The organism is Nocardioides lentus (genome assembly GCF_039529515.1).
Classification (GTDB): domain Bacteria; phylum Actinomycetota; class Actinomycetes; order Propionibacteriales; family Nocardioidaceae; genus Nocardioides; species Nocardioides lentus.
Window position 1 is genome coordinate 51,210 of the sequence record NZ_BAAAMY010000007.1, and the last position, 13,026, is coordinate 64,235.

General features: G+C 77.6%; 9 protein-coding genes. 4 read left to right on the plus strand and 5 right to left on the minus strand.

Annotation, left to right across the window (positions count from 1 at the left end; translation table 11 throughout):
• Positions 1–85 precede the first annotated feature (85 nt).
• From ABD158_RS14655 to ABD158_RS14665, 3 genes are all read right to left on the minus strand, one after another.
• Positions 86–1,531, minus strand: coding sequence for a DUF5719 family protein (locus ABD158_RS14655; protein ID WP_344008289.1), 1,446 nt, complete (start codon positions 1,529–1,531; stop codon positions 86–88).
• Positions 1,528–4,617 carry a glycosyltransferase gene (locus ABD158_RS14660; protein WP_344008290.1) on the minus strand — a complete coding sequence of 1,030 codons (3,090 nt, stop codon included), beginning with the start codon at positions 4,615–4,617 and terminating at the stop codon, positions 1,528–1,530. The genes ABD158_RS14655 and ABD158_RS14660 overlap by 4 nt, the downstream gene beginning before the upstream one ends.
• A gap of 63 nt (positions 4,618–4,680) precedes the next feature.
• Entirely contained in the window at positions 4,681–4,938 is a 258-nt protein-coding gene (locus ABD158_RS14665) for a WhiB family transcriptional regulator (RefSeq protein WP_344008291.1), read from the minus strand.
• Between the two features lie 259 nt (positions 4,939–5,197).
• On the opposite strand from ABD158_RS14665, the gene cofD reads away from it, so the two are divergent.
• Genes cofD through ABD158_RS14680 form a run of 3 tightly spaced genes read left to right on the plus strand, consistent with a single transcriptional unit; the run spans position 5,198 to position 8,025 of the window.
• A complete protein-coding gene (gene cofD / locus ABD158_RS14670) occupies positions 5,198–6,229 on the plus strand; it encodes a 2-phospho-L-lactate transferase (protein WP_344008292.1) in 1,032 nt (343 codons plus the stop codon).
• Complete coding sequence (cofE, locus tag ABD158_RS14675; RefSeq protein WP_344008293.1) at positions 6,226–7,224, plus strand: coenzyme F420-0:L-glutamate ligase; 999 nt, start codon at positions 6,226–6,228, stop codon at positions 7,222–7,224. Before cofD ends, cofE begins: the two co-directional genes overlap by 4 nt.
• A 39-nt stretch (positions 7,225–7,263) precedes the next feature.
• Positions 7,264–8,025, plus strand: coding sequence for a DUF3105 domain-containing protein (locus ABD158_RS14680; protein WP_344008294.1), 762 nt, complete (start codon positions 7,264–7,266; stop codon positions 8,023–8,025).
• Between the two features lie 155 nt (positions 8,026–8,180).
• On the opposite strand, the gene ABD158_RS14685 is transcribed toward ABD158_RS14680, so the two are convergent.
• On the minus strand, positions 8,181–9,266 hold the full coding sequence (locus ABD158_RS14685) for a mannose-1-phosphate guanylyltransferase (RefSeq protein WP_344008295.1): 1,086 nt from the start codon (positions 9,264–9,266) through the stop codon (positions 8,181–8,183).
• 24 nt (positions 9,267–9,290) lie between these two features.
• Here ABD158_RS14685 and ABD158_RS14690 point away from each other — a divergent pair, with 24 nt between their 5' ends.
• Positions 9,291–10,064 (plus strand): TIGR03089 family protein, encoded by a 774-nt coding sequence (locus tag ABD158_RS14690; protein WP_344008297.1) that lies wholly within the window; start codon positions 9,291–9,293, stop codon positions 10,062–10,064.
• A gap of 34 nt (positions 10,065–10,098) precedes the next feature.
• Here ABD158_RS14690 and ABD158_RS14695 read toward each other — a convergent pair whose 3' ends face one another.
• Positions 10,099–12,903 carry an FG-GAP-like repeat-containing protein gene (locus ABD158_RS14695; protein ID WP_344008298.1) on the minus strand — a complete coding sequence of 935 codons (2,805 nt, stop codon included), beginning with the start codon at positions 12,901–12,903 and terminating at the stop codon, positions 10,099–10,101.
• Between the last annotated feature and the right edge of the window lie 123 nt (positions 12,904–13,026).

The following is a 13,026-nucleotide window of genomic DNA, read 5'->3' on the forward strand; positions in this document are numbered from 1 at the left end:
GCGGACGCGGTCGTGACCCGGGCGTGACCGGACGCGTCCTCGGCGGCCCGGCCACGGCGGTCCCGCGGACCCGGAGCGGTCGGGCTCAGGGCAGGCCGGGACGCACGGCGGGGACCAGCCCGTCGGTGACGGGAGGGCGCAGGCCGAGCACGAGGGTGCCGTCGCCGCGACGGACCACGACGGCGCCCGCGACGTCGCCGTCGGCCGCCACCGTGACGGCCGCCGCGGCGTCGGGCAGGTCGGTCTCGACGGACGCGCCCGGGTCGAGGTCCACCGTGCGGCTGCCCACCTGCTCGCCGTCGGCGTCACGCGCGACGACGACCGCGGAGGTCGCCGCGGCGCCGGCGGGGAGCGCGAGCACGACCCGGGCGTCGCCCTCGGCGACCAGCCCGGCGGTCTCGGGGGCGGCGGCGGTCGCGGTGGTCAGGGCGACGTCGTCCCGCACCCGCGAGCGGAGCGTCGCCGTGACGGGCTCGGCGGAGGTGAGGAGCAGGCTGGAGGCGCCCTGGTCGACCTGGGCCGCGATCTCGGCGGAGAGGTCGACGGCCGCGACCCCGCCGGCCGGGACCTGCACCGGCCGGACGTCGACGGGCGTCACCGCGCCGCCCGGGGTGCCGACCTGGAGCTCGACCTGCGTCGCGGCGTCGCCGGGGTTGGCGACGACGAGGCGCCGCTCGCCGGCCCCGCCCACCAGGCCCGGCAGGACCAGCTCGCGACCGGGCGCCGGCTGGGACGCCAGCCACTCGACGGTCTCCGCCCCGCCGACGGGGGTGCTGCGGTCGAGCGCGGTCACCCCGGCGCGGCCGCGCACCACCTCCACGCTCACGGCGAGGTCGTCCGCGGTCGGCACGATCCGGGCGAGGTCCAGGCGCAGGCTCTCCCCCGCGGGCACGGTCACCCCGGCCACGTCGGGCACGTCGAGCGGCCCGTCCGGCCCGAGGACCGTGAGGTCGACGACGGCGGGCCCGGTCTCGGGGTTGACCAGGTCCAGGACCGTCGAGCTCTCCGGCCCGGCGCCCAGGCCGGTCAGGTACGCCGACGCGGCGGGCTCCAGGCACGCGGTGCCCGCGACCGTGCCCGCGGTGAACCGGGCGGCGAGCAGCCCGGGCGCGGCGTCGTCGCGCCCCTGCACGACGGCGGGCTCGTCGGCCACGACGACCGGGTCCGCGACCCCACCGTCCGGCGGGTCGGCGCTCGCCGGGTCGGCGTCCTCCTCGGCGGCCGGAGCGGCGACCTCGACGGCGCCCGTCCCGGTGCCCGGGGCCCGACCCACCAGGACGGGGGCCGGCTCGTCGGGCGGTGCCGGGCAGACGAGGGTCTGCTCCGCCAGCGCCACCCGGGCGGGCCCGGCGTCCGGCGCGTCGGTGGGCGCGCCGGGGGCCAGGCCCCAGGCGGTCGCGAGGCTCGCGACGGGCAGCACGACGGCGAGCACGACCGCCGGGGTGAGCCGGCGCCGGGACCGCGGCGCGGCGCGGCGTCCGCCGGCGCGGGGTGCGGGACCCGTCACGGGGTCGGTCACGGGGTCGGTCACGGGACCTCCCGACGACTCGGCCCGCACAGGACGAGCACCACCAGCAGTGCGAGCAGCTGCACGACGACGAGGACGGTGTGCACCCAGGACCCGGGACCGTCGACCGCGCCGGCCCGGGGCTCGGCGTCGATGCGCCAGGCCCGGGTCGAGCGGTCCTCGGCGCTGGCCTGCACGAGGCCGTCGACGGCGTCGAGACCCGCCGCCACCCGGCCGTCGGCGGGCGCCGGCAGCACGACGTACTCGACCCCCAGCCCGCCGACGGCGGCCACGGCCCCGGGGTCCGGGCGACCGAGCAGCGCGGCGACGGTCCGCGACGCCGTCCCGTCGGCGGCGGGGCGCCCGAGCACCTCGACCTCCGCCTCGCCCAGGGTGGTGCCGTCCCCGCGCCGCACCGTGTAGGACAGGCCGCTCTCGAGGTCGCCGGTCACGACCAGCACCCCCCGCTCGGGGCCCTCGAGCGAGCTCGAGGTCATGTAGGCCGGGATCTCGTCGTCGACGTCGTCGCCCAGCGCGCCGTCGCCGACGGTGAGCGCCCAGGCCAGGCCGCCGACGGCGCCGACGGCGAGGACGGCGGCGACCACCGCGGCGCCGCTTGCCCCCGGGCCGCGCGGCGGCAGGGCGAGCGCGCCCAGGACGGCGGCGGTGACCGCGGCCCCCGCGACGAGGACGACGGTCGGGGCGGTGGTCGCCGGCACCGTCACCGGTCCCAGGTCGAGACGGACGGCCCCGAGACCGAGGCCCACCAGCAGCGCGACGAGGGCGAGGGCCCAGCAGGTCACGACCGCCGCCCGGGTGCGGCGGGCGAGGAGCCCCAGGACCGCAAGCGCGGCCGGCAGCGCCCCGAGCCACCACCAGGGCGTCGTCGCGGCGGGCAGCCCACCGAGGTGGCCGGTGAGCAGGTCGGCGGTGCCGGGGACGGACACCGGCGGGAGGCCGGCCTCGAGCAGCAGCCCCTGGGACGCGTCCGCACGGAGCAGGCCGACGACCCAGGGGGCCAGCAGGACGGCCGGGGTCGCGACGGCCACGAGGAGCGGGCCCCAGGCCGAGCGTGAGCGCATCCCGCGCGGACTGAGCACGAAGCCGACGCCGAGCACGAGCACCACGAGCACCACCGCGACCGCCCACAGGGGCGGGGTGACGGCCACGCCGAGGGCCAGGAGCAGTCCGGTGCGCCACCCGGCGCGCCGTCGCCGGTCCGGCTCGGGGTCCAGGAAGCCGAGGGCCGCGTGGGCCAGCCAGGGAAGCAGCGCGACGAGCACCACCGCGCCGAGGCGTCCCTCGCCGAACGCCCCGGACGTCAGCGGCAGCACGGCGTAGGCGGAGGACCCGGCGGCCAGCAGCCACGTGGGGGCTCCGCCCGGGTCGGCCAGCCGGGCCGCCACGCGCAGGAAGCGCCAGGCGCCCCACAGCGCCACGGGCACGGCCAGCACCAGGACGACGCTCACCGCGGCGCTCGCGCTGCCGAGCAGGACGGTGGCGAGCAGCGCCAGCGGCAGCACGTACGGCGGGGCGGGCACGTCGGTGCCCGCGACCCCGAGCCGGTGCCAGGCCTCCAGGTGCAGCGACCACCAGGCGCCCGCTCCGGACGGCGCCGGCGACAGCGCACCCCCGGCGACCTCGCCCCAGGCCGCGCGGGTGGCGACGAGGCCCGCGACCACGACGGCCGCCACGGCCAGCGCGACCGGGTCGGTCAGGAGGCGCAGGACGGGGCCACGGCCCTCACGGCCCGCGAGTCCCGGGCCGTCGACCCCGCCCTCGTCCCCGCCGACGCGCGCGGCGGGACCGCCGGTGGACGTGCCGGACGAGGAGGCAGCGGACGAGGCGGTGGACGAGGCGGTGGACGAGGCGGTGGACGAGGCGTGGCGGTTGCGGCGACCCGTCGCGGTGCGGGCCGCCACCTCGGCGGCCCGCTCGTCGCGGCGCCGCTCGGCGACGTCGGAGGCCTGGCGCGTGGCCGCGGCGACGAGGTCGCCGACGAGGTCCAGGCCGTGGCGGTAGGGCAGCCAGGCGGGCGCGAGCAGCTCCCGCGAGCGGTCCTCGCCGACCCGGGGCAGCTCCCGGCGCCGGCGCCGGGCGGCGCGCACCTCGCCGGGACGTCGGTAGACGGCGACCAGGGCGGCCAGCTCGTCCAGGGCCTCCCCCGGCGCCCGCACGAGCAGCAGGCCCACCATCCGCACGAGCGTGCCGAGCGCCAGCCGCAGCACGCGCCACGGCAGGGAGCGACCGGAGGCGTTGACCAGCAGCGTCCAGAGCATCGCGCGGCGCTCGGCGAAGTGGGTGCGCCGACCGGCCACCCGGGCACGGCGGGTGCCCCGGTGGGACGCCTCGGCGTGGAACACGACCGCCTCCGGCACCACCGTCGTACGGCGGCCGGTCGCCGCGGCGCGCCACCCGAGGTCGAGGTCGCCGGCGAAGACGGGGAGGTGCTCGTCGAGCCCGCCGAGGGCCTCCCAGGCCTCGCGGCGCACCAGCAGCCCGGCGGTGTTGGCGGCGAGCACGTCGCGGCGCCGGTCGTGCTGGCCCTGGTCGTACTCGCCGCGCTCCAGGCCGGTCTCGCGGCGCCCGGTGCCGGACACCGTGACGCCCAGCTCCAGCAGGCGGCGCAGCGACGGCCACTCGCGCAGCTTGGGCCCGAGCAGGTCGGCGCCCGGGTCGGAGCCGGCGGCGAGCAGCAGCTGCTCCAGCGCGCCGGGGTCGGGGGTCGAGTCGTCGTGGAGGAGCCAGAGCCACTCGACGCCGCCCGCGCCGCTTGCGCCGCCGGAGCCGGCGGCCAGCTCGTCGGCGCGGCCCACGCCGGCCCTCACCGCCGCCGGGTAGGCGGTGCCGGGTCCCGCGTCGACGACGGCGTCGACGGCCGGGTGGGCGGCCAGCAGGTCGGGGCCGGCGTCGCGGCTGCCGGTGTCGACCGCCACGACGAGGTCGGGGGCGACCCGCTGGGCGGCCAGCCCCTCGAGGACGGTCGGGAGCCAGCGCTCCCCGTCGTGGCTCACCAGCACCACGGCGACCCGACCGGCGGCGATCACCGGGACGGGACCGTCGGCGGGGAGCTCGCCCAGCAGCGCGCTGGGCTGGGTCGGATCAGCCACGGCCGACCACCCTAACGACCGGTCCCGCGGCTGTGAGGTCGGTGCGGACGGGCCCGCCCGGCCTCAGACCGCGAAGCTCTTCTTCAGCTTGCGGCGCTCGCGCTCGGAGAGCCCGCCCCAGATGCCGAAGCGCTCGTCGTGCGCGAGCGCGTACTCGAGGCAGTCGTCGCGGACCTCGCACGTGAGGCAGACGCGCTTCGCCTCACGGGTCGACCCGCCCTTCTCGGGGAAGAACGCCTCAGGATCGGTCTGCGCGCACAGCGCCCGGTCCTGCCAGCCGATCTCCTCGGTCTCTGAGTCGAGCAGAAATAGCTCTCTCATCGTCGTACACCCTTTCGACCCGGTCGTGCTCCGTGTTGACCCCGGCGCCTCCGGCCACCAGGGCCAGGGTGCGACCGAGCCCTGGCGGTGAAGAACACTGGGGGAATTACATGCCTGTCGTACAGCCGAAGTCAAGCCGTTCTGTGTTATCGGGGCTCTCTAGCACGACCCGGGGCACCGCGCCGCGACCGGGCCCCGACGCCCGGCGTCGCGCGGCTGCCGCCGAGCCGCTCGCCCCCGGTGCGGCAGGCTGGTGCCCATGAGCGTCCCGCCCGCCCCCTCCGCCGAGCCCGCCCGGTCGGTCGTCGCGCTGTCCGGCGGCGTGGGCGGCGCCCGCTTCCTGCGCGGCACCCTCGCCGCCCTCCGGGCCGGGCGGCTCCCCGGTGTCGCGGTCGACGCGCACGTCACGGTCGTCGCCAACACCGCGGACGACTGGTGGGTCCACGGTCTGAAGGTCTGCCCCGACCTCGACACCGTCATGTACACCCTCGGCGGCGGCATCGACGCCGAGCGGGGCTGGGGACGCCAGGACGAGACCTGGACCGTCGGCGCCGAGCTCGCGGCGTACGGCGCGGAGCCGACCTGGTTCGGGCTGGGCGACCGCGACCTCGCCACCCACCTGGTCCGCACGCAGATGGTCGAGGCGGGCTACCCGCTCTCGGCCGTCACGGCGGCCCTGTGCCGGCGCTGGCAGCCCGACGTGGAGCTGCTGCCGATGACCGACGACCGCGTCGAGACGCACGTGCTCCTCGCCGACGACGCCGAGCCCAGCGGCCGTCGTACGGTCCACTTCCAGGAGTACTGGGTGCGCCTGCGCGCCGAGCCCGCCGCGCAGGCCGTCGTGGTGGTCGGCCTCGACCGGTCCTCACCGGCCCCCGGCGTCCTGGAGGCGGTCGCGGGGGCCGACCTCGTCCTCGTCCCGCCGAGCAACCCGATCGTGTCCGTGGGGACGATCCTGGGCGTCCCGGGGCTGCGCGACGCGCTGCGGGCGGGGCCCGCCCCCGTCGTCGGGGTCTCGCCCATCATCGGGCGCGACCACGTGCACGGCATGGCCCGCCAGCTGCTGGAGGGCCTCGGCGTCGACGTGAGCGCCACCGGGGTGGCGCTCCACCACGGCGCCCGGGCCGCCGACGGCGTCCTGGACGGCTGGCTGGTCGCCGAGGAGGACGCCGACCAGGTGGCCGCGGTCGAGGCCGCCGGCATCGCGTGCCGGGCCGTCCCCCTGCTGATGACCGACGACGCCGCGACCGGGGTCATGGCCGCCGAGGCCGTGGCGCTCGTCCGCCCGTGAGCGGCCGGCTCGAGGTCCTCTCCCCCGGCGGCGTCGGGGAGGTCCGCCCCGGGGACGACCTCGCGACGCTGCTGCTCGACGCGCTGGACGCCGAGGACCACCGGCTCGCGGACGGCGACGTCGTCGTGGTCACGAGCAAGGTCGTGAGCAAGGCGGAGGGGCGGCTGCAGCCCGGTGACCGCGACGCGGCGATCGACGCGGAGACCGTGCGGGTGGTGGCCCGGCGCGGCCAGCTCCGGATCGTCCGCACGCCCCTGGGCCTCACGATGGCGGCGGCCGGGGTCGACGCCTCCAACCTCCCCGTCGGCCAGGTGGCGCTGCTGCCCGTCGACCCCGACGCCTCCGCGCGGCGCCTGCGCGCCGAGCTGGCCGCCCGGGCGGGCGTGGACGTCGCGGTCGTCGTGAGCGACACCGCCGGCCGCGCCTGGCGCGAGGGTCAGACCGACCTCGCGATCGGCGCCGCCGGCCTGGTGGTCCTCGACGACCACGCCGGGCGCACCGACCCCTACGGCAACCCCCTCGCGGTGACGGCCCCGGCCGTGGCCGACGAGGCCGCCTCCGCCGCCGAGCTCGCGGGGGGCAAGCTGACCGGTCGCCCCTTCGCCGTGCTGCGCGGGCTCGCCCACCACGTGCTCCCGCCCGGTCAGGACGGACCCGGCGCCCGGGCGCTGGTGCGGCCCGACGGCGGTGACCTCTTCGGCTTCGGGGCCCGGGAGGCGGTCGTCCGCGCGCTGGAGGCCGACCCGGCGGCCGCCGCGCCGTTCGGCGCCCCGGCGCCGCCCGGGGAGCTCGCCGAGGCCGTGCGCCGGGTCGGGTGCGGCGAGCCCACCGTGGGCGGGGACGGGAGCGCCCCGCTGCTCGACGTACGACCGGTCGGGGCCCCCGACGCGGCGCGGGCCCGCCTGGCCGCGCTGGCCCACGCCCACGGGTGGGTCGTGCGGGCGGCACCGGCCGGGGCGACCGTCCGCCTCGAGCCCCTCCCGGGCGGTCCGTAGACTCACCGGCGACCGACCCAGACCGGAGGACGAGCACCCGTGGCCAAGAGCGACAGCACGCCGAAGTCCGACCGCCGTGCGGTGGCGGACAAGCTGCGCAAGCAGCAGCGCCGAGGCGAGAAGCGACGCAACTTCGCCATCGTGGGCGTCTGCCTGTTCATCGCGCTGCTGATCATCGGCGCCGCGGCGTTCCAGCCGATCAGCAGCTGGTGGAACCTGCGCCAGTACGCCGACGCCTCCGTCGCCGACATCGGCGCCTCCGCCGACGTGTGCCAGGACGTGACGACGAAGCCGGCCGACGGCAACCAGGACCACGTCCCGCAGGGCACCCCCATGACCTACCCCGACTCGCCCCCGGCGTTCGGCACGCACTGGGAGAACTGGGACGGGTTCGACTCGAAGTTCTACACCGCCGCCGACCGCCCCGAGCTCGGCATGCTGGTGCACAACCTCGAGCACGGCTACACGATCATGTGGTACGACGAGACCGTCGCCGACGACTCCGCCCAGATGGAGGAGATCCGCGCGATCGCCGACAAGTTCGGCGGCTCCGAGGACCTGCGCAACAAGTTCAAGGCCGTGCCGTGGACCTCCGAGGACGGCGACCCGTTCCCCGAGGGCCAGCACGTCGCCCTGACCCGCTGGTCCACCGGCAACGGCCCCGCCGTCGACGCGGGTCTCGTCCCCCAGGGCGAGCAGACCGGCGCGTGGCAGTACTGCAGCGAGCCCAGCGGCGCGGCGCTCGACGAGTTCATGCTCGAGTTCCCCTACACGGACTCCCCCGAGCCGAACGCGGTCTGACAGGCACGCGAAGGGCGCCGAGTCGGCCCGGATGCGCACGTGAGGGCGCCGAGTCGGCCCGGATGCGCAGGGTACGGCGCCACGTCGCGCGGTGACCGGAACGCACGCAACTGCCGACTCGGCCCCTCCGGAACGCACACCACTGCCGACTCGGCTCAGAGCAGGTCGGGACGGGTCTCGGCGAGGTCGGCGACGAGGCGCTTCACGTCCTGGGCACGGGCCGTGGTCGTGACGAGCAGGGCGTCGCCGGTGTCGACGACGACGACGTCGTCGAGGCCGACGACGGTGACGGTGCGACCGGCGGCGGGCACGACGAGGCCGGTGGCGTCGACCGACCGGACGAGCTCGGCGTCGCCCAGCACCCGGGGGCCCGCGGGCCGCTCGGGCTGCAGGGAGGCCAGGGCGGCGAAGTCGCCGACGTCCTCCCAGTCGAAGGCGGCGGGCACGACGGCCACCCGGCCGGCGTCGCCGGCGGGCTCGGCGACCGCGTGGTCCAGGGCGATCCGCGGCAGCGTCGGCCACACCTCCCCCAGCGTGGCCGGGTCGGCGGCGAGCGCCCGCAGCGACGCGGCGAAGTCGGGGTGCTCGAGGGCGAGCAGGTCGAGGAGGACGTCGGCGCGGGCGACGAACATGCCGGCGTTCCACAGGTGGCGCCCGCCGGCGAGGTAGCCCTCGGCGCGTGCGGCGTCCGGCTTCTCGACGAACGAGGACACCGCGAAGGCGCCGTCGTGGTCGCCCAGCCCCGCACCGCGCTCGATCCACCCGAAGCCGGTGGCGGCGTACGTCGGGGTGACCCCGAGGGTGACCAGCCACCCGTCGCGGGCCACCGCGACCGCCCGTCGTACGCCGGCCGCGAAGGCGTCGGTGTCGGCGATGACGTGGTCGGCGGCGAAGGACCCGACCACCCCGTCGGGGTCGTCGCGCTCGACGATGGCGGCGGCGAGGCCGATCGCGGCCATGGAGTCGCGCGGCGACGGCTCGGCGAGCACGCGGTCGGCGACCGCGGCGGGCAGCTGGGCCCGGACCGCGGCGGCGTGCGCCTCGCCGGTGACGACCACCACCCGCTCCCCCGCCAGGGGCGCGAGGCGGTCGACGGTCTGCTGCAGCAGCGAGCGGCCGCTGCCGGTGAGGTCGTGGAGGAACTTCGGCTCGTCCCGGCGCGACAGCGGCCACAGCCGGGTGCCCGCGCCGCCCGCGGGGACGATCGCCCAGAAGCCGGTCCCCGCCGCGTCCTGCGTCACGGCCCGGACCCTACGCTGCACGGCGTGACCCCTCCCCGGCAGTTCCCCTCCCTCCTCGCGTCCCTCCTCGCCGGCGACCCGGGCCGCCCGCTGGTCACGTTCTACGACGACGCGACCGGCGAGCGGGTCGAGCTGTCGGTCGTGACCTGGGCCAACTGGGTGGCGAAGGCGGCCTCCCTGCTGACCGAGGAGTGCGACCTCGAGCGCGGGGCGGTGCTGCGCCTGGACCTGCCGCCGCACTGGCTCTCGACGGTCTTCGCGGCGGCCGCCTGGAGCGCGGGGATCGCGGTGGCGCCCACCGACCTCGACCACCACCTCGTCGAGGACCCGGGCGCCGCCCTGCCGGACGTCGTCGTCTGCGGACCCGACGGGCTCGGGCGGTGGGCGCCGCACGCCGACGGCGTCGTCGTGCTGGCGTGCGCGCTCCTCCCCCTGGGGGTGCGGTTCACCGACCCGCTGCCCGCCGGCGTGCTCGACGTGGGCGTGGAGATCTGGTCCCAGCCGGATGCGTTCGTCGCCGACGAGCCGCCGACCCCCGAGGACGCCGCCGTGGTCGGGCACGGGCCCGCCACGACCCAGGGCGACCTGCTCGCCGCGGCCTCGGCGTCGGCGCTGGTGGCCGACGGTGACCGGGTGCTGACCACCCACGACCTCGGCGGCGCGCCGGGCCTCGAGCTGCTCGCCGCCGTGCTGGCGCGACGCGCGTCACTGGTGCTCGTCACGGGCCTCGGCGCCGAGGGCGACGCCCGGCTCGACGCCCTCGCGGAGGCCGAGCGGGCCACCCGCCGCACGGCCTGACCCCGCTCGACGGTCGGGGCCGCCCTGCGGCGGCTCAGCCGATCAGGTTCCAGGTGCCGGACCAGCGCGTCAGCAGCCGGCGCGGGTCGTGGGAGTCGTCGGCGCGGCGGTTGCGGCTCCACAGCAGCTTGCCTGACCGCTCCGCCAGCACCAGGTCCGGCTTGCCCACGAGGTTGAGGTCGCTGATCGCCACCCACCAGTCGTAGCCCGACAGGTCGATGCCGGAGGGTCGGACCGCCGCGACCAGCGACGCCGGGGCGGCCAGCGGGGCGCCGAGCGCTCCGGTGCCGCCGCTGGGCCACACCCAGTGCTTGCCGGCGCGGGTGCCGAGCAGGTCGGCCCTGCCGTCGCCGGTCACGTCCCCGACCGGCTGCAGGCCCGTCACGTCGCCGAAGCCGGTGCCGATCCTCACCCGGGCCGCGAAGCCCCCGGCACCGTCGCCGCGGTGGAGCAGCAGGGCACCGCTGCCCTGGCGCAGCACCACGTCGCCGTGCCCGTCGCCGTCCACGTCGCCGGCGCTCATGATCCGGTTGGCGCCCGTCGCGTCGACGTCGGTCACCCGGGGGCGCTCGGTCTCGGTCGTGCCGCGGTGCGCGACCAGGACGGGCCTGCCGCCCTTGCGCGCCAGCACGTCGGGCCAGCCGTCCCCGGTGAGGTCGGGCCCGCTCGTCATCGCGGTGAGGCCGCCGAGACCGCCGATCGGGCCGTACGCCGGGCCGAGGGCGAGGTCGCGTCCCACGGGGTGCAGGTAGGCGTCGCCGCCGTCGCGGCGCACCAGCAGGTCGGGCGAGCCGTCGCGGTCCGCGTCGCCGACCCCGAGGACCGCGTTGACGGCGCCGAAGGAGCCCGCGAGCTGGACGCGCTTGGCGAGCCGGGCGCTGCGGCCGTCGGCGGGCGCCAGGCCGCGGTGCACGAAGAGCCGACCCTCGCGGTCACGGCCGACCAGGTCGTCGTACCCGTCGCCGTCGAGGTCCCCGGCGCCGGCCACCAGCGGGTAGGTGCCCCATCCGGTGCCGACCTGGGAGCGGACGAAGCCGCCGCGGGCCGTGCCGAGGAAGGCGACGAGCCGGCCGCTGCCGTCGAGGCGACCGACGAGGTCCGAGCGCCCGTCGCCGTTGAGGTCGCCGGCGGAGACGACCAGCGACATGCCCGAGAAGCCGCTGACCGTCCGCACCGCCGCACCGAAGCCGCCGGCCCCGTCGCCGGGGTGGATCGCACCGCGGCCGTCGGGCGTGAGCGCGAGCAGGTCGGCGCGTGAGTCCCCGGTGACGTCGTGCGTGGCGACCAGGCGCGCCGCGCTCGGCCAGGTGCCCGTGAGGGCCCGCGGCTCGACGAGCTGGGTGCCGCCCGCGGTCGGGACCACCAGGAGGCGCCCGTCGCGGCCGCGGCGGGCGACCAGGTCGGGGTGCGGGGTGCCCAGGAGGTCGGAGTCGAGGGTGGGGGTCCCGCTCACCGTGGGCGCCGGCGGCTCGGGGTCCGGCGTCGGGGTCGGCGGCGTCGGCTCACCGGTGCTGGTCTGCGCCGCCCGGGCCAGCGAGCGGATCTGCGGCAGCTTGGCGTAGAGGAAGCGGCCGGGGCAGGCGGTCGAGCCCGCGTCGCGGTGGCCGTTGATCGCCGCGAACCGGCGCCCGGCGATGGTGACGCTCGTGGCGGCGGCGTTGATCCCGTGGAGCCCGAGCTTCCAGCCCATCAGCCGTCCGTACGCCTTCACGACGGCCTCGGGGGGCGAGGCGACGTCGAAGTTGCCGATCGCCGACGCCGCGAACGACTCGTGGTTGTAGCCGAGCGTGTGGGCGCCGATCACCGGGCGGGTGACCCCGCCGTACCGGCCCTCCCAGATGCGTCCGAACTTGTCGACGAGGAAGTTGTAGCCGACGTCGGACCAGCCGCGGCTGCGGGTGTGGTACGCGTAGATGCTGCGCAGCATCCCCGGCACCTGCTCGCGGCTGTAGTCGTTGGCGTTGACCGTGTGGTGGACGAAACCGCCCTTGATCGTGCCGTAGCTGGGGCTGCCGGAGCGCAGACGCTCGTCGGCGCCCCACTGCTGGCGGGAGAAGATCGTCGGGCGCGCCGCGCCGGCGGCCTGCAGCGCCAGGTCGCCCTCGCTGCTGGTCACGGCCTCGGCGCCCGGCCCGGCGTCGGACCCGGCGTACTCGGGGGCGGCGAGCTCGGTGCCGGCCGACTCCCCCGGACCGATGACCGCGAGCCGGAGGTCGCGCGGGGCCGCCGTGCCGGGGGTGCGGGTGCGGACCTGCACCTCGTCGACCTCGCCGACGAAGACGGGCTCGGTGCCGGGACGGGCGGTGCGGGCCTCCGCGGAGTCCGGGTCGGGGGCGTGCTCGTCGTGGTACTCCAGCTCCTCCCAGCCGGTCCAGCGGCCGCCGTCGGTGCGGGTGCGGACGGTGACGGCGATGTCGTCCTCGCCGTAGGCGTCGGCGGAGTCCCAGGTCACGCCGACCGCGCCGTAGCCGGAGACCGGCTCGGCGACGCTCAGCACCTCGCCGGAGGTGAGGGACTCCCGGCCCGAGCGGGCCGACGGGCCGGCCGCACCGGTGCGGGTGGTCAGCCGGTGCTCGACGAGGTCCGCCTCGACCGGGGCGGTCTCGACCTCGGCCCGCTCCGCGTCCGGGTCGTACGACGCGCTGCCGGGCGCGACCCGCACCTCGCCCCCGGCGCCACCCGGGCCGCCGGCCCCGCTGGCCCCGCTGGCACCGCCGGGGAAGCGGTCGACCACGTCGAGGGTGGCCACACCGGCCGCCGGCGCCAGGACGACGAGGACCACCCCCAGCGCCAGCAGCTGCTGGGTGGCGGTGACGAATCGGGCCTGCGAAGGGCGCATCTGGGGGACTCCGGTGCCGGGGACGGTTCACACGAGCACCCAAGTTTCACACCAGTCACACCGGCCACGACAGGTGAACTGAGTAAGTACACGACTGTAATTTCCAGTCGACACGCCGACACG